The 24,036-nt window shown below is 33.6% G+C and carries 25 protein-coding genes; 4 read left to right on the top strand and 21 right to left on the bottom strand.

Annotated elements, in window-relative coordinates:
* Positions 1–35: 35 nt before the first annotated feature.
* The 6 genes from wecB to BQ9840_RS09280 all read right to left on the bottom strand — a co-directional run bounded on the left by wecB (position 36) and on the right by BQ9840_RS09280 (position 4,993).
* A complete protein-coding gene (wecB, locus tag BQ9840_RS09305) occupies positions 36–1,145 on the bottom strand; it encodes a non-hydrolyzing UDP-N-acetylglucosamine 2-epimerase (protein WP_077369524.1) in 1,110 nt (369 codons plus the stop codon).
* 12 nt (positions 1,146–1,157) lie between these two features.
* Entirely contained in the window at positions 1,158–2,198 is a 1,041-nt protein-coding gene (locus BQ9840_RS09300; RefSeq protein WP_077369523.1) for a glycosyltransferase family 4 protein, read from the bottom strand.
* A gap of 116 nt (positions 2,199–2,314) precedes the next feature.
* A complete protein-coding gene (upp, locus tag BQ9840_RS09295) occupies positions 2,315–2,944 on the bottom strand; it encodes a uracil phosphoribosyltransferase (protein WP_077369522.1) in 630 nt (209 codons plus the stop codon).
* 39 nt (positions 2,945–2,983) lie between these two features.
* Positions 2,984–3,433 carry a ribose 5-phosphate isomerase B gene (gene rpiB, locus BQ9840_RS09290; RefSeq protein ID WP_077369521.1) on the bottom strand — a complete coding sequence of 150 codons (450 nt, stop codon included), beginning with the start codon at positions 3,431–3,433 and terminating at the stop codon, positions 2,984–2,986.
* A gap of 2 nt (positions 3,434–3,435) precedes the next feature.
* Positions 3,436–3,957, bottom strand: a complete 522-nt coding sequence (locus BQ9840_RS09285) for a low molecular weight protein arginine phosphatase (protein WP_077369520.1) — start codon at positions 3,955–3,957, stop codon at positions 3,436–3,438.
* Positions 3,950–4,993: an L-threonylcarbamoyladenylate synthase gene (locus tag BQ9840_RS09280; protein ID WP_077369519.1), complete on the bottom strand. Its 1,044-nt coding sequence runs from the start codon at positions 4,991–4,993 to the stop codon at positions 3,950–3,952. The genes BQ9840_RS09285 and BQ9840_RS09280 overlap by 8 nt, the downstream gene beginning before the upstream one ends.
* Positions 4,994–5,152: 159 nt before the next feature.
* Between BQ9840_RS09280 and BQ9840_RS09275 the strand changes: the two genes are divergently transcribed.
* A complete protein-coding gene (locus BQ9840_RS09275) occupies positions 5,153–5,860 on the top strand; it encodes a ZIP family metal transporter (RefSeq protein WP_077369518.1) in 708 nt (235 codons plus the stop codon).
* A 49-nt stretch (positions 5,861–5,909) separates the two neighbouring features.
* Here BQ9840_RS09275 and prfA read toward each other — a convergent pair whose 3' ends face one another.
* The 13 genes from prfA to BQ9840_RS09210 form a co-directional block, all read right to left on the bottom strand.
* On the bottom strand, positions 5,910–6,977 hold the full coding sequence (gene prfA / locus BQ9840_RS09270) for a peptide chain release factor 1 (RefSeq protein WP_077369517.1): 1,068 nt from the start codon (positions 6,975–6,977) through the stop codon (positions 5,910–5,912).
* A gap of 45 nt (positions 6,978–7,022) precedes the next feature.
* Positions 7,023–7,541 carry a chromate transporter gene (locus BQ9840_RS09265; RefSeq protein ID WP_077369516.1) on the bottom strand — a complete coding sequence of 173 codons (519 nt, stop codon included), beginning with the start codon at positions 7,539–7,541 and terminating at the stop codon, positions 7,023–7,025.
* Positions 7,538–8,074 carry a chromate transporter gene (locus BQ9840_RS09260; protein ID WP_097677479.1) on the bottom strand — a complete coding sequence of 179 codons (537 nt, stop codon included), beginning with the start codon at positions 8,072–8,074 and terminating at the stop codon, positions 7,538–7,540. Before BQ9840_RS09260 ends, BQ9840_RS09265 begins: the two co-directional genes overlap by 4 nt.
* A gap of 11 nt (positions 8,075–8,085) precedes the next feature.
* Positions 8,086–8,952: a peptide chain release factor N(5)-glutamine methyltransferase gene (gene prmC, locus BQ9840_RS12750; RefSeq protein WP_077369514.1), complete on the bottom strand. Its 867-nt coding sequence runs from the start codon at positions 8,950–8,952 to the stop codon at positions 8,086–8,088.
* Complete coding sequence (locus tag BQ9840_RS12745) at positions 8,943–9,902, bottom strand: DUF1385 domain-containing protein (RefSeq protein ID WP_234978643.1); 960 nt, start codon at positions 9,900–9,902, stop codon at positions 8,943–8,945. The genes prmC and BQ9840_RS12745 overlap by 10 nt, the downstream gene beginning before the upstream one ends.
* Before the next feature lie 120 nt (positions 9,903–10,022).
* Positions 10,023–10,223, bottom strand: a complete 201-nt coding sequence (gene rpmE, locus BQ9840_RS09245; protein ID WP_077369513.1) for a 50S ribosomal protein L31 — start codon at positions 10,221–10,223, stop codon at positions 10,023–10,025.
* Between the two features lie 96 nt (positions 10,224–10,319).
* On the bottom strand, positions 10,320–11,690 hold the full coding sequence (gene rho, locus BQ9840_RS09240; RefSeq protein WP_200804910.1) for a transcription termination factor Rho: 1,371 nt from the start codon (positions 11,688–11,690) through the stop codon (positions 10,320–10,322).
* Positions 11,691–11,788: 98 nt separating this feature from the next.
* Positions 11,789–12,757: a class II fructose-bisphosphatase gene (gene glpX, locus BQ9840_RS09235; protein ID WP_077369511.1), complete on the bottom strand. Its 969-nt coding sequence runs from the start codon at positions 12,755–12,757 to the stop codon at positions 11,789–11,791.
* 12 nt (positions 12,758–12,769) lie between these two features.
* On the bottom strand, positions 12,770–13,417 hold the full coding sequence (gene fsa / locus BQ9840_RS09230) for a fructose-6-phosphate aldolase (RefSeq protein ID WP_077369510.1): 648 nt from the start codon (positions 13,415–13,417) through the stop codon (positions 12,770–12,772).
* 10 nt (positions 13,418–13,427) lie between these two features.
* Positions 13,428–14,279: a class II fructose-1,6-bisphosphate aldolase gene (locus BQ9840_RS09225; RefSeq protein WP_077369509.1), complete on the bottom strand. Its 852-nt coding sequence runs from the start codon at positions 14,277–14,279 to the stop codon at positions 13,428–13,430.
* Between the two features lie 67 nt (positions 14,280–14,346).
* Positions 14,347–15,003 (bottom strand): hypothetical protein, encoded by a 657-nt coding sequence (locus BQ9840_RS09220; RefSeq protein WP_077369508.1) that lies wholly within the window; start codon positions 15,001–15,003, stop codon positions 14,347–14,349.
* A gap of 121 nt (positions 15,004–15,124) precedes the next feature.
* Entirely contained in the window at positions 15,125–15,946 is an 822-nt protein-coding gene (locus BQ9840_RS09215; RefSeq protein ID WP_077369507.1) for a 3-keto-5-aminohexanoate cleavage enzyme, read from the bottom strand.
* Positions 15,947–15,977: 31 nt separating this feature from the next.
* Positions 15,978–16,361, bottom strand: a complete 384-nt coding sequence (locus BQ9840_RS09210; RefSeq protein WP_077369506.1) for a 3-aminobutyryl-CoA ammonia lyase — start codon at positions 16,359–16,361, stop codon at positions 15,978–15,980.
* Positions 16,362–16,550: 189 nt separating this feature from the next.
* Here BQ9840_RS09210 and BQ9840_RS09205 point away from each other — a divergent pair, with 189 nt between their 5' ends.
* Genes BQ9840_RS09205 through BQ9840_RS09195 form a run of 3 tightly spaced genes read left to right on the top strand, consistent with a single transcriptional unit; the run spans position 16,551 to position 20,642 of the window.
* Positions 16,551–17,261, top strand: coding sequence for an ABC transporter ATP-binding protein (locus BQ9840_RS09205; RefSeq protein WP_097677478.1), 711 nt, complete (start codon positions 16,551–16,553; stop codon positions 17,259–17,261).
* Positions 17,258–19,303 carry a COG1361 S-layer family protein gene (locus BQ9840_RS09200; protein ID WP_077369505.1) on the top strand — a complete coding sequence of 682 codons (2,046 nt, stop codon included), beginning with the start codon at positions 17,258–17,260 and terminating at the stop codon, positions 19,301–19,303. Before BQ9840_RS09205 ends, BQ9840_RS09200 begins: the two co-directional genes overlap by 4 nt.
* Positions 19,296–20,642, top strand: coding sequence for an ABC transporter permease (locus tag BQ9840_RS09195; protein ID WP_077369504.1), 1,347 nt, complete (start codon positions 19,296–19,298; stop codon positions 20,640–20,642). The genes BQ9840_RS09200 and BQ9840_RS09195 overlap by 8 nt, the downstream gene beginning before the upstream one ends.
* Positions 20,643–20,669: 27 nt before the next feature.
* Here the strand turns inward: BQ9840_RS09195 and BQ9840_RS09190 are convergent, their stop codons facing one another.
* Positions 20,670–22,328: an S-layer homology domain-containing protein gene (locus BQ9840_RS09190; RefSeq protein ID WP_077369503.1), complete on the bottom strand. Its 1,659-nt coding sequence runs from the start codon at positions 22,326–22,328 to the stop codon at positions 20,670–20,672.
* A gap of 56 nt (positions 22,329–22,384) precedes the next feature.
* Entirely contained in the window at positions 22,385–23,992 is a 1,608-nt protein-coding gene (locus BQ9840_RS09185; RefSeq protein ID WP_077369502.1) for a CTP synthase, read from the bottom strand.
* Positions 23,993–24,036 lie beyond the last annotated feature (44 nt).

Below are 24,036 nucleotides of genomic sequence, written 5' to 3'. Positions count from 1 at the left end.
TATTTAAATAGAAGCCTTCTTTGAAACTCTTAATATTATCTAATGTTTTGTAAAATAACGTCAATTATGTGTTTAGAAGCTTTACCATCCCCATAGGGATTTACTGCGTTTGCCATCTTTGTATATTCATTATGATCTGACAACAATAGATCTAATTCTCTAAATATATTTTCTTCTAGTGTGCCAACTAATTTTGCAGTTCCTGCTATTATTCCCTCTGGTCTTTCTGTCTCTTCCCTTACAACCAATACAGGTTTTCCAAGGCTTGGAGCTTCTTCTTGAAGTCCCCCTGAATCAGTAACAACAAGATGAGATTTTGCCATTAAATTTGTAAAAGGTTCATAATCTAATGGTTCAACCAAATGGATTCTAGGATGATTGTCAAATACCTTGTATGCAATATTTCTAACCTTTGGATTTAAATGTATTGGAAATACAACTTCTACTTCTTCGTATTTTTCTACAGCTCTTAAAACTGCATTAAATATGTTTTCCATTGGCTTTCCAATATTTTCTCTTCTGTGAGCAGTCATTAAGATGACCTTTTTGTTTTTAAAATCTATATTATTTAAAAGTTCTTCTTCAAATACATAGTCTTCTTTAATCACATGAAAAAGTGCATCAATTACAGTATTTCCAGTTACGAATATCTTTTCATCAGGATATCCTTCTCTAAGTAAATTTTGCCTATTTCTCTCTGTAGGAGCAAAATGAAAATCTGTCATAATACCTGTAAGCTTTCTATTTGCTTCTTCTGGATAAGGTGAATATATATTTCCGCTTCTTAGACCTGCTTCTACATGACCTATTTTCACCTTCTGATAAAATGCAGCCAACGCTCCTGCAAATACTGTTGTTGTATCTCCTTGAACTAGCAATAAATCTGGTTTAGTTTCAATAATAACTTCTTCTAAGCCCTTTAACGCCCTTGTAGTGATTTCAGTTAAGGTTTGTCCAGGTTTAAATATGTTCAAATCATAATCAGGTTTTATATCAAATAGATTAAGTACTTGATCTAACATCTGTCTATGTTGAGCAGTAACACATACTATATTTTCTATTTCTTCATATTGTTCCATAGTCTTCACTATAGGTGCCATCTTGATAGCTTCTGGCCTCGTACCAAATACGGTCAAAACTTTCATTTATATTCCTCCCTATTCTTCTTCCCTTTCTTCATTTTTTCTCTTTTCTACAAGCCCTAATCTCCTAGCAAGAAGTATAGTTAAAACAATCACTATTCCCGCAATTATAACAGCTTGTTTGCTATTTGCCTTTGCTATTAATACTGCTGAAAATCCAAATACTGCACTTATTGCATACAATATAAGAACTGTTTGCCTTTGACTAAGACCCCTTTGAAGAAGCTTATGATGCAAATGTCCTTTATCCGCTTCCATTATAGGTCTTCCATTTAATAGCCTTCTAAATATGGCAAAAGTAGTATCAAATATTGGTAATCCCAATATAATTATTGGAACTACTATGGCTATTGTAGCTACACTTTTCATTACACCTTCAATAGAGATTATAGATAGCATAAATCCTAAAAAAAGTGCTCCTGTATCCCCCATGAATATCTTTGCTGGATTGAAATTGAATGGTAAAAATCCTAAACAAGAACCAGCAAGAACAAGTGACATAATCATAATAGGTTCATACATAAATCTACTTGCCACAAAGAACAACGACATACTAGCTATAAGAGATACTCCTGCTGCTAAACCATCTAGTCCATCTATTAGATTAACAGTATTTGTAATTCCCACTATCCAAAATATAGTCAATGGTATAGAAAAGCCTTTAAGATACAATAGTCCCCCTTTGAAAGGATTGGTTATAAAATCTATTTTTATACCACCTATAACTAGGACTACAGCTGCGAGTATTTGAAATAATAATTTCATCTTAGGACTCAAATCTTTGGTATCATCTATTATTCCTGAAATAACAATAATACTACCTCCAATTATTATTGAAAATGTAGTCTTATCTAATGGCAAAAAAATTAGAATTGTAATAATTGTTGAAATGTATATTGCAAGTCCTCCCAATAGAGGAATAGGTTTTTTGTGTACTCTTCTTGCATCTTTTGGTATGTCTATGGCTTTTACTCTATATGCAATTTTCCTTGCAATGGGTGTCATTACAAAGGATAAGATTGTTGCTGTAATAAATGGTATTAGACAATTTTCCATATGTGATTCGCTCCTTTTATTCTTCACTAAATTTTACATTATCTTTATAGATTAGTCAACTTATTCCATTGTAAAAGTCTTCAATATACAAAACAAGGTGGAGCAAGCTCCACCCATTATTTTGTACCAAACAATCTGTCTCCTGCATCTCCTAGTCCGGGAACTATGTAGGCATGTTCATTTAGTTTTTCATCTATACTAGCAACATAAATATCCACATCTGGATGAGCCTTTCTTACTGCTTCAACGCCTTCTGGTGCAGCTATTAAATTCATCAACTTAATATGATTTGCTCCTCTGTCTTTTAAAAACTGAATAGCTGCCACTGCAGAACCACCTGTTGCAAGCATAGGATCAAGAACTATTAAATCTCTCTCATCAATATCTTGAGGTAATTTACAATAATATTCTACAGGCTTAAAAGTTTCAGGATCTCTATAAAGCCCAATATGACCCACTTTTGCTGCAGGCAGTAAATTAAGCATACCATCTACCATACCTAAACCTGCTCTCAAAATAGGTACAAGACCTAATTTTTTCCCAGCTATTACTTCAGATTTCATCTTAGAAACAGGCGTTTCTATTTCTATTTCCTCAAGGGCAAGATCCCTTGTCACTTCATAGGCCATAAGCATAGAAACTTCTTTTACTAGTTCCCTAAACTCTTTAGACCCTGTGTTTTTATCCCTTATAAAAGTCAATTTATGCTTTATTAAAGGATGATCCAATACTGTTACACTACCCATACACAAGTCTCCTTCCTTCTAGATTAAAATCCTTATACATTATACCATATACTTTCTCTCTATGTCAGAAATTTTATTAATTCTTCTTTCATGTCTTCCACCTTGGAAAATTGCCTTAAGCCATGTAGAAACAATTTCGATAGCCAAATCCCTTCCCACTACTCTTCCACCTAATGCTAACATATTAGCATTGTTGTGTTCTATACTCATTCTAGCTGAATAAGTATCACCGCATAGAGCACATCTAATACCTGGTACCTTGTTAGCAGATATAGATATTCCAATTCCAGTTCCACATACAATAATACCTCTATCTACTTCTTTGTTTTTAACAGCCTCTGCAACCTTTTGTCCAAACTCAGGATAATCTACAGAATCTAGGGAATTTGTTCCATAGTCAACATACTCTATCCCTTCATCTTCTAAATACTTCACAATAATTTCCTTCAATTCATATCCACCATGATCTGAACCAATACCAATTTTCATTTTCATTCCTCCTTATTAGGACGGAGGGACAGGTTCATTGTCCCTTTTTGTGGGACAGTGAACCTGTCCCCTTGTCCTATTATTTTTGCTAATGCTTTTTTTATATCTTCTAATGCTACCTCATAGGCAACTATTCCTCTTCCAAAAGGGTCTATCACATCAGATTCTACGCCATAGGCATATTCTTTTAGTGTATAGACTTTTTCCTTTAGATTCGGAAAATATTTAAGAAGTATTTCCTTATGCCCTTTAGTCATAGTTAATATCAAATCTGAATCCAATATTACACTTTGCTTAATCTGTTTTCCTCTGTGACCACTTAGGTCTATTCCTTCTCTACTCAATACTTCAATAGCTTCATCACTTGCACTTTGCCCCTCTGATGCATATAGCCCTCGAGATTGTACTTCTACATTTTCTATATTGTTTTTTTCTAGCATATCTTTAAGTATAGCTTCTGCCATAGGACTTCTGCAAGTATTTCCTGTACACACAAAGAGAATTCTTTTAACTTCATTACACATGTCTTATATCACCACCACAAGCTTTTTTCATTCTATTCATAATAGCAGTTCCAATTCCTTTAGTATCTATTCCTTCAGCTAATATTACATCTACATTTAAACTATCGAATTCTCTCAATACACTAAAAAGGTTTTGTGCTATAGTATCTCTTTTATTTCTACTTCCCACTACAAGTACACTACCTTCATCATAATTAGCCACTGTCTCCTCAGTAGCCATTATCCCTACTACTTTTCCTTCCAAAACCAATTGATGGGCATGATTTTTTATAGCAGTTGTGATGTTTTCAACTTCTCCATTATATACTACCATTTTTGCCTTTGGTGCATAATGCTTATACTTTTGTCCTGGAGACTTGGGAACAACATTATCTTTTAATATACTTTGGTCATATTCTACTTTAGGGAATATTTTAAGCAAGTCTTCTATAGTGATTCCACCAGGTCTTAATATAACAGGCACATCCATGGAAACATCCAGTACTGTTGACTCCACACCTATTCCAGTACTACCTCCATCTATTATCATGTCAATCTTATCACTCATATCTTCTATAACATGCTTTGCCTCTGTTGGACTAGGTCTTCCTGAAGTATTAGCACTTGGAGCAGCAATAGGGACACCCGAATGCTTAATAAGGCTAAGTGCCACATTGTGTTTAGGCATTCTTATAGCTACAGTATCTAATCCTCCTGTCAATTTATAAGACACTTTTTCGCTTTTATTAAATACCAAAGTAAGAGGACCAGGCCAAAATCTTTCCATTAAAAGCCTTGCCTTTTCATCTACCCTCTCAACCAGTGGATATACTTCATCTATACTAGATACATGAAGTATGAGAGGATTGTCCTGAGGCCTACCTTTAGCTATAAATATTTTATCTATTGCATTTTCATCAAAAGAGTTGCCACCCAATCCGTAAACTGTCTCAGTAGGAAAAGCAACAACTCCTCCATTTTTTATAATCTCTGAAGCCATCATTATAATTTTCTCATTAGGATTTTCTCTATTTACTTTTTTTATTATCGTCTTCAATTGTATCCCTTCTTCTTCATTAGCTTTTTTCTTCTAAATATATATTATACATGAATAATCACTTTTTAAATAGGAAATTTAGAAATTTTTTAGGAGATAAGGGTGTTCTTTATTTTATCAAATAAGAATAACATATAGTAAAAAGATAGGGAGGTAATTATGATAAACGTTCATACTATTACATTTATAGGTTTTTTTATAGGCGTTGTAGGAACAAGCCTAGGAGGCATACTGTCTACATTTATCAAAGTTTCAAACAACCGTTTTATAAGCATGCTTTTGGGACTAACTGGAGGATTTATGTTAAGTATTGCATCATTTCAATTACTTCCTGAATCCTATGTATTAGGAGGAATATGGCCAGAGTTATTTGGCATTATATTAGGAGTATTATTGATTGTTTTTATAGAAGAGAAAATTCCCAAAGATAATTACAATCCTATCCTTAGAAATAGTATTATTATGGCAATAAGTATTGGACTTCATAATCTCCCTGAAGGACTTGCTATAGGTTCAGCATTTATGGTAACAAACAAATTAGGACTAAGCTTATCAATAGCAATGGTTCTTCACAATTTACCTGAAGGATTGGCTATGGCATTACCTTTAAAATTATCTAAAGTATCACTTGGTAAAATATTATTAATCACTATGGCTGCAGGATTTCCTATGGGAATAGGTGCATTTTTAGGTGCTTATCTTGGCAATATTTCTAATTTATATATCTCCCTTTGCCTCTCTATTGCTGGAGGAACTATGTTATATATAGTATGTGATGATTTGATACCAAATGCCAAAGCTCTATATAGGGGAAAAGCCTCAACCATTGGAATTGTTATAGGATTTGCCTTAGGACTAATATTATAATGGACAATAAAGGAGACAAAGAACCTTGCCTCCTTGTCTCCGTGTCTCCCTATCCAACTTGTTTTAATTTTTCTGCTTGATCAGTGGTTATTAGTGCAGCCACCATTTCGTCTATATCTCCATCTAAGAAGTTTTCAAGTTTATATACTGTTAAATTGATCCTGTGGTCTGTAATTCTTCCTTGTGGGAAGTTATATGTTCTGATTCTCTCACTTCTATCTCCAGAACCAACTTGACTTCTTCTTTCTTGTGCAATTTCTGCATTTTGCTCTGTTATCATCTTGTCATAAAGTCTAGTCTTAAGAATCTTCATAGCTTTGTCTTTGTTCTTAAGTTGAGACTTTTCATCTTGACAAGAGATTACCATTCCTGTAGGAATATGAGTGATTCTAACAGCTGAGTCAGTGGTATTAACACTTTGCCCACCATTTCCTGAAGAACGGAATACATCCACTCTTATGTCACTTTGATTGATTTCAATATCGATATCTTCTGCTTCAGGTAGAACTGCTACTGTTGCTGTTGAAGTGTGAATTCTACCACCAGATTCTGTTTCAGGAACTCTTTGTACTCTGTGAACTCCACTTTCATATTTTAGTCTACTATAAGCACCTTTTCCTTTGATCATGAATATTACTTCTTTGAAACCACCAATACCTTGATCATTAGTGCTCATGATTTCAACTCTCCAGCCTTGTCTTTCAGCAAATCTAGAGTACATTCTGAAAAGATCTCCTGCAAACAATCCTGCTTCATCTCCACCTGCTCCAGCTCTTATTTCAACAATTACGTTTTTGTGATCATTAGGGTCCTTAGGGATCAATAACAGCTTTAACTCTTCTTCAAGTTTTGCAACCTTTTCTTCTAATTCACTTATTTCTTCCTTTAGCATATCCTTGAATTCATCGTCCAATTTTTCCTTTAACATTTCCTTGTCTTCTTCTAGTGTAGTCATAGCTTCATTGTATTCCTTGTATTTTAGAACTATAGGTTCCATTTCCCCATGTTCCTTGGCAAGTTTTTGCCACTCGTCCATATCTTCCATTACCTTTGGGTCTATTATCTTTTTGCTTAACTCTTTGTACTTATTTTCAATAAATGATAATTTTTCAAGCATATAATCACCTCAACAATTGATTTCCATATAATTTATTTAAATTTATCAAAAAACAAAAGCTCCTATTACTCCTGCAATTACTATAGCAAGAATGGGATGCAATTTCTTAAATGCTAGAAAGTAAAATAATACCACAGCTATTATTGCACTTTTTACATCTATAAATGCATTTCTAGCCACTGTAATACTAGCAGAAACTATAAGCCCTAATACTACCGGTCTAATTCCTCTAAAAGCCCAATCAACATAAGGAGAATCTTTAAACTTAGATAAAAAATGAGCAATTATTAGTATTATTACAATAGAAGGAAGCACTACGCCTATAGTGGCAACTACCGATCCCCAAACTCCTGCCACCTTATATCCTAAAAATGTAGCTGAATTTATAGCTATTGGACCTGGGGTCATTTCTACTACCGCCAGTATATCTATAAATTCTTTTGTAGTAAGCCAACCATGTATTTCTATTGTCTCCTTTTCTATAAGGGGAAGCATTGCATATCCCCCACCAAAACTAAATGCTCCTATTTTTAGAAATGAAAGAAAAAGTTTGAGTAATGTCATAATTTATTCTCCTTGCTTCTGAAATATCCAATAGATCCTATTGCCGCTACTAATATTATATATATTGGGCTAATATCTAATAATACAATCAATAATACTGTAGCCACAGAAATCGCCAAAGTAGTTTTAGTAATCTTCATAGTCTTTCCTATTTTGTACACAGCTGAAAAAATTAAAGCCGCTACTGCTGGTCTGATACCTAAAAATACTTTGTCTGCAATTTCATTTTGTCTGTACTTCCACAAGAATTTGACAATAGTTAATATAATTACAAAAGATGGGAGAATAGTTCCCAATGTGCAAATGAGTGCACCCTTAAGTCCATACATTTTATACCCTACATAAGTGCTAGTATTCACTGCTACAGGCCCTGGGGTTGCCTCAGCAATAGCTATTATATCCAAAAACTCTTCCATTGTAAGCCATTTATTTCTCTCTACAACTTCATCTTGAATAAGTGGAATCATAGCATATCCGCCACCAATGGTAAAAGCACCTATTTTAAAAAAGGTCATAAACATCTTGAAAAGCATATACAAACCCCCTAAGGCAAAATCCCTGCTACAACTCTATCAAGGCCCTGTAAATCTTTAATCACCTTTACATCTTTAAAACCTTCTTTTATAAAAATATCCTTCACAATTTCTCCTTGATCGTATCCTATCTCAAAGGCTAATATTCCACCCTTTATTAAATAGTCTTTACTCTCAGGTATGATTTTATTATAAAAATCAAGTCCATCCATTCCTCCATCTAATGCCCTTCTAGGTTCATAATCCTTAACTTCCACTTGAAGTTTTTCAATATCCTCAGTAGGTATATATGGAGGATTCGATACTATTATATCTATTTTTCCACCTAGTTGTAAAGGTTTTATTCCACAAAACATATCTCCCTTACATAGTACAACTCTATCATTTAAATTGTGTTTATTGATGTTTTTTTCTGTTACCTTTAACGCCACATCATCTAAATCAACAGCATATACTATAGAATTTTTTAAGTGATATGCAAGAGTCAAGGCAATACAACCACTACCCGTCCCCAAATCTACTATATTAATAGGTTTTTCTTGATACTTTTCTATAGCAGTATTAATAACCCAGTCTACCAATATTTCTGTATCTGGTCTGGGAACTAATACTCCTTCTTCAATATAAAAACTGAGATCATAAAAATCCTTTTCATTTAAAAGATAGCTTAGAGGATAGCCTGTTTTTCTATTATCTATATAATATAGAAACTTATCCACAATTTCCTCTGAAACAATTCTATCCCCATGTGTATAAAGATAGCTTTTGTCAACATTCAGTAGATAAGAAAGTATAAGTAGTGCATCAAGTGTAGGATTTAAATATTCTCTTTTACCTAATTTATCTACTCCAATTTTCAAAAGCTTTTTTATTTCCAAATGTCTGCCTCCTTATCATCTACCAATACTCCCTTTAATGCTGCAATTGCTACTTCTATTTGTTCTGCATCTGGTTCTCTAGTTGTTGCCAACTTTTGAAGTCCAAGTCCAGGGTAGGAAAGCATGTATGCAAGTTTACTATTGCTCCTACCAATAAGTCTATTTATCTCATAAGATATACCTGCTATCACAGGCAACATTAGTATTCTTACTAAAAATCTCTTTAATGGACTAGGCCATCCAAAAAAGCTTAATACCAAAATACTCACTATCATTACCATAAACAAGAAGCTAGTTCCACATCTTGGGTGAAGAATAGGATACTTCTTCACATTTTCTACAGTCAACTCTTCCTCTGCTTCATAACAGTGGATAGTCTTGTGTTCTGCACCATGATACTCAAATACTCTTGCCACATCTTCCATCTTAGAAATAGCCGTTACATATATTAAAAATATTATTATTCGTATAAGTCCTTCAATCAAATTCAAAAGTATAGGGCTATCTACGACCTTCTTAAATAGATTAGTCAAAAAAGTTGGAATCATCATGAATACAACCACAACCACTAGTAATGACAGTAACAATGTAAAAAACATTTCTAAATTCTCTGCCTTCTTTTTATCCTTATACTTGTTTTCAACATATTCTTCAAATTTAGACTTTTCATATTCTTCTTCTATAAACTCAGCTGAATACATTAGGGATTTTGTACCTATTACCATAGCTTCAACAAGTCCTACTACTCCTCTTATAAAGGGAAGTCTTAGGAATTTGTGCTTGGTACTAGGAGTATCAAGGGCTTCTTTTTTTACTTCAATTTCTTTGTTTGGCTTTCTAACTGCTATTGCAATATCTTTAGGTCCTTTCATCATAACCCCTTCAATAAGGGCTTGCCCTCCTATAGTGGTCATATGCTTCGGAACTCTATTTACATCCTTTATTTTCAAATAATCAACCCCTATCTATTTTAGTTAGGAGACAGAGAACCGTCCCCTGTCTCCCTCCAAATACTATTATATAAAAAATAAAGGCTAGATGTAAGCATCTAACCTGTCTTTTTAAAGAAATTATTTCAATCCATATTTCTTCTTGAACTTTTCTACACGTCCACCTTTTTCTGCGAATTTTTGACGACCTGTAAAGAATGGATGACATTCTGAACATACTTCAACCTTTAATTCTTCTTTTGTTGAACCTGTTTTAAAAGTATTTCCACAAGCACAGTATACTGTAGCTTCGTGATATTCTGGATGAATACCTTTCTTCATGATGCTCACCTCTCTTTAAATAACTAGTTTATAGGAATTTTCCAATTTACTATTTCAACTCGTACATTATAGCATAGAATAAAAATTATTTCAACTTTATACATAAATTTTCTTTTTCATTACATCTATAAATGTATCATTATTTTTTGTTTGAATCAAGTCATCGATTAAAAGTTCTAATACATCTTGAGTAGGAGCATTTCCCATGGCTTTTCTTATGGTCCATATAGTCTCTAACTCTTTTTGTGTCAAAATAAGTTCCTCTCTTCTAGTACCAGATTTGTTGATATCTATAGCTGGGAATATTCTCTTTTCAGATAGTTTTCTATCTAAATGTATTTCCATATTTCCTGTACCCTTGAATTCTTCAAATATTACATCGTCCATACGGCTGCCTGTATCTACTAGAGCTGTGGCAAGTATTGTTAGACTCCCACCTTCCTCTAAGTTTCTAGCAGCACCAAAAAATCTCTTAGGTCTATGTAATGCTCCAGGGTCTAATCCTCCTGACAATGTCCTACCTGTTGGAGGGATAGTCAAGTTATAAGCTCTTGCAAGTCTTGTAATACTATCAAGAAGTATTACTACATCCTTCCCATGTTCCACAAGTCTCTTAGCTCTTTCAAGAACAATTTCAGCTACCTTTGTATGGTGTTTAGGCTGTTCATCAAAAGTAGAATAAACTACATCACCCTTCACATTCCTTTGCATATCTGTAACTTCCTCAGGTCTTTCATCTATCAAAAGAACTATTATCTCCATTTCAGGATGATTCATAGCAATAGCATTAGCAATCATCTTAAGCAAAGTAGTCTTACCTGCCTTTGGTGGAGAAACTATCATTCCTCTTTGACCTTTCCCAATAGGTGCTATTAAGTCTATCATCCTCATAGATAAATCGCTAGAATTTACCTCTAGTTTTATCCTCTTATTAGGATATATTGGAGTTAATGAATCAAAATCTGGTCTCCTAACTGAAGTTTCAGGATGTTCTCCATTTACTTGTTTCACATATAGAAGAGCTTTGTACTTTTCTCCTTGTTTAGGAGGTCTTGTAATACCTGTTATTTTGTCACCAGTTTTTAGTCTGAATCTCCTTATTTGAGAAGGGGAAACATATATATCTTCATCTCCAGAAAGATAATTTTCTCTTCTTAAAAAACCATAACCATCTGTATGAATTTCTAATATTCCTGCAGCAAGATTTATATTATCCATCTGTTCTATTTCTTCGCTAACCTTATCAGGCAATACATCCATATTTATATCCTTAATATCTACTTCTCTTTCTTCATATCCATAATCAGCTTCCCTTTCTGCTTCCTGCTGTTTTAACGCATTGTTTTGAAGTATTAAATCAATAAGTTCATTTTTTTTGTATTTGTATGGGCTTTTAATCCCTAATTTATTTGCAATTTCTCTCAATTGGGTAATCTTCTTACCTTCTAAATCATTTTGGCTAACCAAAATTACACCTCCACATTTAATCTATAAGTTTTTGTGTTTTGGAAAATAACGAGATGAGAAAAAAGAAAGGGAAGTCCTGTAGGATAATCCCACAGGAACTATTTTGCATATTCAGGTTTTTTATCTAGCTTGTGAAGTGCTTCAACAAATCTAATTGTACCTGTTTCTGCTCTCATGACTACAGAGTAAGTCTTAGCCATGTTGTTTTCATAGAATCCAACACCTTTTAATAATTCTCCATCAGAAATACCTGTTGCAGCAAATAGTATTTCATCACCTTTTACTAAATCTTCAAGGGTTAATACTTTTTCTACATCAACACCCATGTCTTTACATCTTTCTCTTTGTTCATCATCCATTGGAGTAAGTTTTCCTTGAAGTTCACCTTCCATACATTTAAGAGCTGCTGCTGCCAACACTCCTTCTGGTGCTCCTCCTATACCCATTAGTACATCTACTCCAGAATGTTCAAAACATGTAGCTATAGCAGCTGCAACGTCACCATCTCCAAAAAGTTTGATTCTAGCTCCTACTTTTCTAACACTTTCAATTAATTCCTTGTGTCTAGGTCTATCTAATATAGTAACAGTTATATCTGAAATATCTTTGTTTAGTGCCTTTGCTACATTCATAAGATTTTCTTCCACTGAAGCATTTATATCTATTTTTCCTTTAGCCTTTGGACCTACTGCTATTTTCATCATATACATATCAGGTGCATGAAGCAAACAGCCCTTAGGACCTACTGCCACTACTGAAATTGAATTTGAAAGCCCCTTTGCTACTGAATTTGTTCCATCAAGTGGATCTACTGCAATATCAAGTTCTGGACAACCTTCAACAGCTTTTCCTATCCTTTCACCTATGTAGAGCATAGGAGCTTCATCCATTTCTCCTTCACCTATTACAACGGTTCCATCAATATTTAAAGTATCAAACATCTTTCTCATACCATCAACAGCAGCTTGATCAGCGGCATTCTTATCTCCTCTACCTAAAAATCTGGCACTTTCCAATGCTGCAGCTTCTGTTACTCTAACTAAATTTAAAGCTAGATTTCTATCCAATATAACCACTCCTTATTTTTGGACTAATCCTTCCCAATCCTTTAAGAACTTATCTATACCTGCATCCGTCATCGGATGACTAACCATTTGATTAAATATCTTATAAGGTACAGTAGCTATATGTGCTCCTGCCTTTGCAGCTTCAAGAACATGCATAGGATGTCTAATGCTAGCTGCAATTATCTCTGTTTTCATGTCATAGTTTTTATATATCTCTACTATATCTTTTATTATAGCCATTCCTTCATTTCCTATATCATCCATTCTTCCAACAAAAGGACTTACAAAGCTTGCTCCTGCCCTAGCAGCTAATAATGCTTGGCTTGGAGAAAACACTAATGTAACATTGGTCTTAATATTTTCCTTAGATAACACACTTACTGCCTTCAATCCCTCACTAGTCATTGGAATCTTGATAACAATATTTTTATGAATTTTGGCTAATTCTCTTGCTTCTTTAATCATACCTTCACTTTCAAGAGATATGACTTCAGCACTAATTGGTCCGTCTACAATATCAGTTATTTCCTTTATTACTTCTTCGAAATCTCTTCCTTCTTTAGCAATAAGAGATGGGTTGGTAGTTACTCCACATATTACTCCCCATTCATTTATCTCTTTTATTTCCTCTACATTAGCTGTATCAATAAAAAGCTTCATTTCTAACCTCCTACGCCCTTCCTGCTGAACCAAATATATGCATCTTATCCATGATAATTTCTTGCATTCTAAGTCTAGCTGGTCCTAAAATCTTTCTTGGGTCAATATTATCTGGATTTTCTTTTAAGAAGTCTTTAACTCCTTGAGCAAAAGCAGCTCTTATATCTGTATCAATATTTACCTTGTTGATTCCTAGATACACAGCATTTTTAATACTTTCTTCAGGAACTCCACTTGAACCATGTAGTACTAGAGGAATATTTAGTTTCTCTTTTATAGTTTTTATCCTATCAAAGTCTAATTTTGGTTCTCCCTTATATACTCCATGAGCAGTTCCAACAGCAATAGCCAATGAATCAACTCCAGTTTCCTCAACAAATCTTACAGCTTCATCTGGGTCTGTAAATGTTGCTTCCCTTTCAGTTACAACTATATGATCCTCTGTTCCTCCGATTTTGCCTAGCTCAGCTTCTACAGAAACTCCAACTGAATGAGCAATATCAACTATTAATTTTGTCTTTGCGATATTTTCTTCCAATGGAAATTTTGAAGCATCTACCATTACTGAACTAAATCCATGTCTTATACATTTGATTACTTCTTCAAAATCTGTACCATGATCAAGATGTAGTGCAACTGGAACACTTGCGTTTTCAGCTGCTACCTTGCCTAATGCTGCTATATACTCTATACCAGCATATTTAATTCCACCTTGACTAGCTTGAAGAATAACTGGTGATTTTGTCTCTTCAGCTGCGGCTATAATAGCTTGAATTATCTCCATATTGTTAATATTAAAAGCTCCTACCGCATAACCATTTTTATGCGCTTCTTGTAAAATCTCATTTCCTGTAACTAGCATTTTAAAGCCTCCTTTTAATATTCCACATCTATTATATCATTTTATCCACTATTTACACAAAAGATTACTAACCCTTTATATCTTTATTTTTTTCAAATAGTGAATCTATGAATGTGATATTATGTAATTGTAAATGTATTTTTTCTTTTCTCTTAAGTACATTTAAATCTTCATTAGTTTCCGCAAAAATTATCTGAACGCTATTACAATCACTACACTTCAGTTCTATTCTATCAGAAAAAAACTCCAAAGTCATGTTTTTGTTTCCGCACTCACAGGATATCTTTCCCTTTTCATCTAATTCCTTCAATTTATTTAAACAAGCAATAACAATATCTAGGTTATTGAATTTATCCTGATATTCTTCATTACTAATCAAATCATCTAGTCCTATATTTTTTATATTTAAAGGAGAACTAGCCCCCTCATTACTCCCTATATAACAAGACTTAAGATTCCCTATACATCTATACAAATGGTCTTCACAAAAAAGCTCTCTAGCACTCAATCTATAGAAATGTCTTTGGCCACATGCAAAACATTTTATTCCAAGATAATATTTTTTATGATCTACAGTTTTTAAAATAGCATTTGTTTCGCCACAGGTGCATTTAAATTCATGATTTATTTCCCGGGAAATATTAAACAAATTTAAATCGTATTTTGCTATCTTTCCACATGAACTACATCTAACAAGTAGAGTTTTGTTGCTATTAATTACCATTTCAGCACCTCCTCTACTTATTTTATTCTCCATAAAACTATTAATTCCTTCTATAATTTTAAAAAAGTTATATAAAGAAAAAAAAAGATCTAGTTAACAAGTTAACTAGATCCTAATTATTTTATTTTAATGGTTTTAGGCTAAGGATTTCTCTTGCTTCAGCAGGTGTTGCTACTTCTCTGCCTAATTCTCTTGAAATCTTTGCTACCTTTTCAACTAATTCTGCATTTGATTTAGCCAATACACCTTTTTCTAAATATACATTGTCTTCAAATCCTACTCTTGCATGTCCACCCATGATGATAGCAGCTACAGCCATTGGTAGTTCGTGTCTACCAACTCCAGCTACTGTCCAAGTTGAACCTTCTGGTATACTTTCTACCATATAAGATAGATCTCTTACAGTTGCATTCATTTGTACACCAAGTACAAAATCAAAATGCATTGGAGCTAATATATGACCTTGTTTGTGATATCTTACTGCTAAGTCAACCATTCCCTTGTCAAATACTTCTATTTCAGGCTTAACTCCTTTTTCATTCATAACTTTTGCAAAATTCTTAATAGTTGTTTCAGTGTTAACAAATATTTCGTCTCCACCAAAATTCAATGTTCCACAGTCTAATGTTGCCATTTCTGGTAGTAGTTCTACTGGTTGAAGTCTTTCTTCATCAGTCATTCCTACTGCTCCACCTGTTGATGGTTGGATGATAACATCAGGACATCTCTTTCTTATTTCCTCAATACAAGCTCTAAATCTTTCCCTATCTTGTGTTGGAGTTCCATCATCTTCCCTAACATGAAGGTGGATAATGCTTGCTCCCGCTTTGTAAGCAGCTTCTGCTTCTCTACCTATTTCTTCAACTGTATAAGGTACCGCTGGATTGTTTTCCTTTGTTACCTCAGCACCACATATAGCTGCTGTTATGATTAACTTTTCCATAATATCACCTCACAAAATATTTATTTTATAATTACTTTCTTTGTTTGTCTTTTGGTACTACACAAGTTCCTACAGCCTTACATACTACAACTGGCTCTTCTAGTATGTCACAAGCTGAATCATTAATATCTGGTCTTGGAGCTATAACCTTTCTTGCTTCAAATACCATCTTTCTTGAGCTGTTTCCAACTTTAGTTATTTCACCTACTGCTTCAATATAATCCCCTGCAAATACTGGAGCTGTAAATTGAACATCTTCATATCCAACAAATAGACCTTCGTCTCCATCATGTTGAATAAGTAATTCTGTAGCAACATCTCCGAATAATTGTAACATCTTAGCACCGTCAACAAGATTTCCACCGTAATGTGCATCCCCTGCACTCATTCTTACTCTAATCATAGCTTTTTCCATATGTATTACCTCCTATTTTTTTAATAATCGCATTTCAACAATTAATATTATATCATAAGGATTATTTCTTGGCTATAGATATTGTTTGTTATTTAACAAAGGTAAGATAAATTGTAACCATTTTGTAGTTATTTATTTCTAACACTATGGTAAAATTTTGTTATATACTTATCTGTAGGGGGTGAATTTTTGGGTGGATTAATTGTTTTAAATAATGTAAGAAAAGTATATAAGATGGGGGATGAAAAAATAGTAGCATTAGACAATATAAGTCTTTCTATTGATGAAAAAGAATGCATCTGTCTTTTAGGAACTTCTGGTTCTGGTAAGAGTACCCTTTTGAACATGGTTGCTGGGCTAGAAAAGCCTACAAAAGGAGAAATAATAATTGACAAAAATCATATAGAAAAGATGAACGAAAAACAACTAGCTAAATTTAGGCAAATGTATATAGGTTTTATATTTCAATCCTACAACTTGATTTCAACCCTATCAGCCATGGAAAATGTAAGTCTTCCTCTTACCTTCAGAGGAATACCTAGACAAGTTAGGGACAAGCGAGCAAAAAAGATGTTAGAAAACGTTGGACTAGGTAGTAGGCTAAATCACAAACCTTCTGAGATGAGTGGTGGTCAACAGCAGAGAGTTAGTATAGCTAGGGCCTTTGTAGGAAATCCAAAGATAGTCTTTGCTGATGAGCCTACAGGAAACTTAGATACAAAGACCACTTTCGAAGTAATGGATTTGATGACTTCCATGGCAAAAGAACATAATCAAACTCTAATTATAGTCACCCACGATACGGAAATATCAGATTATGCCAACAGAGTTGTCTATATTAGAGATGGTAACATTGAAAAAATTACTGAAAATATTATTAAGGGGGAATCCCAAGTATGAAAAAGTTTTTGAATTTATTTCTTATAATTGTTTTAGTAGTTAGTTTTTTACCTAATATTTCTAATGCTGATAGAGATGATGATAAAATTGATACTACAAAACTCATGCCTTTATTAAATGTAGAAAATAGTTCTATACCGCAAGGTCATGCAGGAAGTACCATCACCATTCCTCTTACAATTAGAAACAAAAGTTCATATTCAGCTAGAAATGTAGTTATTACTCCAGAATTTATAGCAGAAGATAATCCATTTACTTTCAATGACTTAAGCTTTACACAAACTATTGACAAAATAGATGGAAAAGGTTCTAGAAGTATTAACCTAAAACTTGCTATAGCGCCAGGAGCAACTGAAAAAAATTATCCTATAAAGCTTAACTATACTTATACTAACGGTTGGGACAATCCAGGCTCTTCAAGCGAAATCATATACGTTAGAGTCATTAACAAAAATGTACCACCAAGAATAGTAATAAGCAAAGTAGATATATCTCCTGAGAGCATTAATCCTGGAGATGAAGTAACTGTAGGATTAAACATTGAAAACAAAGGCTCTATTGATGCAAAGGATATTAAGTTTACACTTGATGGACTATCTAATGAAGGTTTCGTGATGGCAACTGGTTCAAACATTAAATATCAGCCAAAACTATCAGGAAGTGGAGTTGGATACATCAAATTTGACTTAAAAGCTTCTAAAAAAATTCCTAGAGGCGGACACGGTCTTGATCTTAAGATATCCTACAAAGATAGCCAAAACAAAGAATATGAAGATAGCCAAAAGTTCTTCATAAACATAGACGAAAAGTCAGGAAAAAACTCAAACATATTAATCGAAAACATAAGCTATCCAGAAGGTACAGTAAGGCCTGGAACAAATTTCACCATAGGCTTTGACGTGAAAAATGTAGGAGAAATAGATGCAAATAATGTGAAAGTTGTAGTAGAAAGTCCAGACCCAGCAGTAATACCCAAAACTGCAACTACAAAAAAAATAAATAAATTAGCCCTTGGAGAAAGTGCAAATTTGACATATGTACTATCTCCAACTGATGAAGCAACTAGCAAAAATTATCCTATCAATATAACAATTGAATACACTGATGAATTAAGTACAGGCGAAGATAAATATATAGTAACCCAATACTTAGGAGTATATGTGGAAAAGAAAGGAGAAGGTAATGCTAAAGGAAAGCCAAAGCTAATAATAGATAAATATAGCTTTGAACCTACTCTTGCAAAAGCTGGTGAAAACTTCACCATGAATCTATCATTTTTCAATACAAATAGCAAAAAGGCAGTTAAAAATATAAAAATTTCTCTAGTTGTAGATGAAAAAACCGAGCAAAGTGGAAATGTATTTACTCCAGTAGGAAGCAGTAATACCTTCTTTATTGACTCTATACCACCAAAGGGAAGAGTAGCAAAATCTATAACAATGTTCACCGTTCCAGATGCAAAACCAAAATCCTATACCATAACAGCTAATTTTGAATATGAAAATGCTGATGGAGAAGAATTTACTGCAACAGAATTAATCGGCGTACCAGTAGTACAACAGTCTAAACTAGATGTTGGAGAAATAAGCATTCCTCCAGAAGTATTTATTGGTGAACCAACTCCAATGTTTGTGGAATTCTACAACACTGGTAAAGTCACTCTATACAATACTATGGTTAGAATAGAAGGAAATTTCCAAACTGAAAATGGAAATTATTTTGTAGGAAATTTCGAATCAGGTTCAAGTGAAAATTTTGAGGGAACAATAATCCCTAATGATATGGGAGAATTAAAAGGCAAGATCATCTTTTCCTATGACGATACCTCTGGAGAACATGTAGAAATAGTGAAGGACTTCTCTATGAATGTAATAGAAGCTCCTCCTATGGAAGATTCCTTAGAAGAAATGCCTCCAGAAAAAACAAGTTTGTTTAAAAAGAAAGGTTTCTGGATTACAGTTATCATAGCCCTTTCGGTAGGAGGATTTTTCTTCTATAAGAAGAGGAAAAAGAAAAAGGAAGGTATGGCATTAGATGAGTAGTATTGATTTGATCTCCATGGGCGTAAAAAGCCTATGGAGAAGAAAACTCAGAACCTTTCTTACTATTTTAGGCGTAGTCATAGGAACTAGTTCCATAGTAGTAATGCTCTCCTTAGGATTTGGGATGAGTGAAACTTTTAAAGCACAGATAAGTGAAATGGGAAGTTTAAATATCATAACCGTATACCGAGGATACTATGGTGGATACAACGATCCTGGTATGGGAAATAAGAAACAAGTAGATTTAGATGACAAGGCCATAGGAAAATTCTCTAAACTAGACGGTGTAGAAGCTGTAACTCCTGTGGTAGAAACAAACGGAAAACTAGTAGATGGAAAATATACAACCTATACTAGCATAAAAGGTATTGACCCTAAAAACATGGATAAGTTTGGCTTTAAGCTTGCAGATGGTAGACTTCTTAGAAGTGGAGATGAACTTTCAGTTGTATATGGTGGAGAAATAAAACAAATGTTTAATGATGAGAATTCAAGATATGGAAGTACCAAAGAACCTAATATCGACCTTATGAAAGACAAGATAATATTCACCTTTGACATGGAATATGGAAGCAAAAGAAGAGGCCCTTCTATAGAAGTAGATAATCAAAAGAAACCTGACTATAAAACTTACAAAATTAAATCAGTAGGAATTTTAGCTGAAGGTGATTGGGAAAAAGCATACTCTGTTTATATGCCAATTGACCAAGTAAAAAAACTTATTCAAGAAAAAAACAAAGCAGAAGGAAATAAGATTAGTCCAGAAGAAAGAAAACGTCAAAGAGGATATGAACAAGTACTTTTATATGTACCAGATATAAATAAAGTAACCGAAGTTCAAAACCAGCTAAAAGATATGGGGTACAACGCCAGTAGTTTAACCGATTACTTAGAAAGTATGAAAAAGACTTCAGGAGTAATACAAGCCATACTGGGTGGCATTGGTGCAGTGTCCCTTTTAGTAGCAGCCATAGGTATAACCAATACCATGGTCATGAGTATATACGAAAGAACAAAAGAAATAGGTGTAATGAAAGTAATAGGTGCATCCCTTAGAGATATAAAGAGATTGTTCCTATTTGAATCAGGAATGATCGGACTATTAGGTGGTATAGTCGGAGTGACTCTAAGCGGCGGACTATCCTTTTTACTAAACAAACTGGCCCCACGCTTAGGAGATTTTGTGGGAACAGGTGCTGAAACAAAGATAAGTATCATCCCTATATGGCTCATATTTGCATCTATAGGTTTTGCAACTTTTATAGGACTATTATCAGGATACTATCCAGCAAGAAGAGCAATGAACTTAAGTGCACTAGAAGCAATAAGAACAGAATAAAATAGGAGACAGAATATATTCTGTCTCCTATTTTCCCTTCTTTGTAACTATTTTTAATTCAACTATTTCATCACTTTCTAATTTTACATTTGCATATTGACCTAATCTCAAGCCATAAATATCAACTATTTTTCCATCAACTTTTATAAAAGCAGATTTCATTATATCATAGGTTTCCTCTTTTCCATTTTCCATACCTATAATTAACTGTGGCTCATCAGAAATTAAAATGCCTTTTATATACCCTTCATCTTCGCCTTTTACCGACATTGCATCCACATCTGTAACAAGACCATTCGCAAGGTTTATATTTACAACATCTTTTCTTCTTAATTGTTCAAAATTAGCTTGACTACCATTTCTCATGATATTTACATTTTTATCTAATGTATATTCATGTTCTGATCCATCTTCTCTTTCAACTACTAGTAAATAATCATCTTCTATATTTTTCTCTACTATAGTCCCTTTTAGAGAGCCATTTAAGCTTTCAACCACAATTTTTATTCCTAAATTATTAATAACTTCCACTTTTACAGTATCATTCTCCCTTAGTGTAAATAAAAGAGAGGATTTTCCATTAACCAAAACTTTAGTATCTTCAGCTAAATAAACAGTCTTAACCGTATTATCATCAGACTCTAATTTTATGCTTGGATTAGCTCCTAAATTTACTCCTAGAATTTTGCCTGACAAAATATCATTGGTACTTTCACTTTCAATGCTTGATAGGATATTACCTTCTTTTACTGTAATCTTAACAGTCATTCCCTTTTCAAGACTCTCTTTGGTACTTGTATTGCCATTTACAGTAATACTAGTATTTGAAACTATCTTATAAGAATCTTTTTTATCTATACTTTCAATAATTACAAAATCTCCTGCTTTTGCAACAATATTTCCTAGAATTTCATTTCCTTCTGGTTTTACATTTAATTCTATAGGCAATGGTTGTACTTCTGTATCTTCTACAGGGGGTTGTACTGGTTTAGGTTCAACAACAGGTAATTCCTTTTGAGGATTCTTATCCATATCTGCATTGGCTAAACTAAGCATTTTAGCCATAGCACCTCTAGTAATAGGCTGAAATGGATTAAATTTCCCTTCACTATCTCCCTTGCTGTCTAGAATTTTCTTTTGAATAAGTATATGCAAATATGGGCAAGCCTTGTCAGGAATCCACTCTGCATCCTTAAACAACAGTACTCCTCCACCTTTTCTAGCCTCTTCTTCAAGACCCATGGCACGTACCAAATAAACACATACTTCTAATTTTTCAGCATCAGTAGCCTTTCCATCTTTGAAATAGGTATTAGTTACAAGGTCTTCATATACTATTTCCTTATACAATGCAAAAGACAAAATATCTTTTTCCCCTTCGCTTAGTGGAAATTGTTTTACAAAATTATCATATTTATTTCTAGCAACATCCAAATCTTCTTTTGTATAATCCATAAGTTTTGACACCATAGTCAAAGCCTGTATTTTATTAACATTTCCACCAGGTCTAAACGTTCCATCATTGTATCCATACATAAAACCTTGTTTCACTACATCTTCTACATATTCCTTCGCCCAATGATTTTCATCTACATCTGTGAACATTATCTGAGCAAGTGAAACATTTGATATCACTAGTGATAATAGCAATATTAGGGTCAAAACACGAGAAAATTTCCTTTTCACTAAAAATCCCCCTTTCTCTTCCTAAGATAATATTCTACAAAAATACAATTATTCCTCTATTTATTATTATATTCTTTACAAGCTCCAATAAATTCTCTAAATAGTGGATGACATCTTGTAGGTCTAGACTTGAATTCTGGGTGGAATTGAACAGCAACAAACCAAGGATGATCCTTTAGTTCAACTACCTCTACTAGCCTTTCATCTGGAGATATTCCACTTATCACAAGACCATTTTCCACCATCTTGTCTCTATATTCATTATTGAACTCATATCTATGTCTATGTCTTTCATATATTAGTTCGTCTTTATATGCTTCTTGAGCTTTAGTTCCCTCAGTTAATTTACATGGATATAAACCAAGTCTCATAGTTCCACCTAATACATCTACATCCTTTTGTTCTGGCATAAGATCTATAACAGGAGTAGTTGTATCTGGCTTTAACTCTGAACTATGAGCATCCTTAAGGCCCACTACATTTCTAGCAAACTCCACTACAGCCATTTGCATTCCAAGGCATATTCCAAAATAAGGGATATTGTTTTCCCTAGCATATTTCACTGCAGAAATCTTCCCTTCAATTCCCCTATCTCCAAAGCCACCTGGAACCAATATTCCATCTGCATCTTCTAATAACTCATGAGCATTTTCATCAGTTAAATCCTCAGATTGAATCCAATTGATATCTACATCTACATCATTTTCAATACCTCCATGTCTTAATGATTCAGCTACAGACATATAGGCATCCTTTAACTCTACATATTTTCCTACCAAGGCAACAGTTACTTTTCCTTGAGGATTTTTTACCTTTTCTACTATGCTTCTCCATTCACTTAAATCTAAGCTATTGCATTTAAGATTTAAGTGATCGATAACTAATTGTGGAAGTCCTTCTTCCTCCATCATTAGTGGTACTTCATAAAGAGTTTGTGCATCTAAGTTTTGAATAACTTCATTTGGTTCTAAATCACAGAATAAAGCTATCTTTTCCTTCATATCCTCAGAAATAGGTCTTTCTGTTCTACAAATAAGCACATCTGGTTGAATTCCTATACTTCTAAGTTCCTTTACACTGTGTTGAGTTGGTTTAGTCTTTAGTTCTCCTGCCTTTGTTAGATAAGGAACTAATGTTACATGAATATACATGCAATTTCCTCTACCAACATCACCTTTAAATTGTCTTATAGCTTCTAAGAAAGGTAAACTTTCGATATCACCTACAGTACCACCTATTTCTGTGATAACAACATCTACTTCTTTTTCTTTTTCAGCTCTTCTGATTCTTTCCTTTATTTCATTTGTTATATGGGGAATTACTTGAACTGTTCTTCCTAAGTATTCTCCCTTTCTCTCTTTGTTTAATACTGACCAATAAATTTTTCCTGTGGTAGTATTACTGTTCTTACTTAAGTTAATATCTATAAATCTTTCATAGTGGCCTAAATCTAAATCAGTCTCTCCACCATCATCTGTAACAAATACTTCCCCATGTTGATAGGGACTCATAGTTCCAGGGTCTACATTTATGTATGGATCAAATTTTTGTATAGTAACTTTAAGACCCCTACTTTTTAGAAGCTGCCCTAAGCTTGCAGCTGTAATACCTTTACCTAGTGATGAAACAACTCCGCCCGTAACAAATATATACTTGGTAGGCATATATAAAAACCTCCTTATTTTTAGTACATTAACTATAGTATTTT

Source organism: Anaerosalibacter sp. Marseille-P3206 (genome assembly GCF_900155565.1).
Classification (GTDB): Bacteria; Bacillota; Clostridia; order Tissierellales; family Sporanaerobacteraceae; genus FUHM01.
The sequence above is the reverse complement of the archived record's forward strand: the minus strand, read 5'-3'. Positions and strand labels throughout refer to the sequence as shown.

What these genes read in the sequence shown, in the direction of transcription:
- wecB (WP_077369524.1), bottom strand. Translation starts at nt 1,145, where the DNA reads ATGAAAGTTTTGACCGTATTTGGTACGAGGCCAGAAGCTATCAAGATG.
- BQ9840_RS09300 (WP_077369523.1), bottom strand. Translation starts at nt 2,198, where the DNA reads ATGGAAAATTGTCTAATACCATTTATTACAGCAACAATCTTATCCTTT.
- upp (WP_077369522.1), bottom strand. Translation starts at nt 2,944, where the DNA reads ATGGGTAGTGTAACAGTATTGGATCATCCTTTAATAAAGCATAAATTG.
- rpiB (WP_077369521.1), bottom strand. Translation starts at nt 3,433, where the DNA reads ATGAAAATTGGTATTGGTTCAGATCATGGTGGATATGAATTGAAGGAA.
- BQ9840_RS09285 (WP_077369520.1), bottom strand. Translation starts at nt 3,957, where the DNA reads ATGTGTAATGAAGTTAAAAGAATTCTCTTTGTGTGTACAGGAAATACT.
- BQ9840_RS09275 (WP_077369518.1), top strand. Translation starts at nt 5,153, where the DNA reads ATGATAAACGTTCATACTATTACATTTATAGGTTTTTTTATAGGCGTT.
- prfA (WP_077369517.1), bottom strand. Translation starts at nt 6,977, where the DNA reads ATGCTTGAAAAATTATCATTTATTGAAAATAAGTACAAAGAGTTAAGC.
- BQ9840_RS09265 (WP_077369516.1), bottom strand. Translation starts at nt 7,541, where the DNA reads ATGACATTACTCAAACTTTTTCTTTCATTTCTAAAAATAGGAGCATTT.
- BQ9840_RS09260 (WP_097677479.1), bottom strand. Translation starts at nt 8,074, where the DNA reads ATGCTTTTCAAGATGTTTATGACCTTTTTTAAAATAGGTGCTTTTACC.
- rpmE (WP_077369513.1), bottom strand. Translation starts at nt 10,223, where the DNA reads ATGAAGAAAGGTATTCATCCAGAATATCACGAAGCTACAGTATACTGT.
- fsa (WP_077369510.1), bottom strand. Translation starts at nt 13,417, where the DNA reads ATGAAGCTTTTTATTGATACAGCTAATGTAGAGGAAATAAAAGAGATA.
- BQ9840_RS09225 (WP_077369509.1), bottom strand. Translation starts at nt 14,279, where the DNA reads ATGCTAGTTACAGGAAATGAGATTTTACAAGAAGCGCATAAAAATGGT.
- BQ9840_RS09220 (WP_077369508.1), bottom strand. Translation starts at nt 15,003, where the DNA reads ATGGTAATTAATAGCAACAAAACTCTACTTGTTAGATGTAGTTCATGT.
- BQ9840_RS09215 (WP_077369507.1), bottom strand. Translation starts at nt 15,946, where the DNA reads ATGGAAAAGTTAATCATAACAGCAGCTATATGTGGTGCTGAGGTAACA.
- BQ9840_RS09210 (WP_077369506.1), bottom strand. Translation starts at nt 16,361, where the DNA reads ATGGAAAAAGCTATGATTAGAGTAAGAATGAGTGCAGGGGATGCACAT.
- BQ9840_RS09200 (WP_077369505.1), top strand. Translation starts at nt 17,258, where the DNA reads ATGAAAAAGTTTTTGAATTTATTTCTTATAATTGTTTTAGTAGTTAGT.
- BQ9840_RS09195 (WP_077369504.1), top strand. Translation starts at nt 19,296, where the DNA reads ATGAGTAGTATTGATTTGATCTCCATGGGCGTAAAAAGCCTATGGAGA.
- BQ9840_RS09185 (WP_077369502.1), bottom strand. Translation starts at nt 23,992, where the DNA reads ATGCCTACCAAGTATATATTTGTTACGGGCGGAGTTGTTTCATCACTA.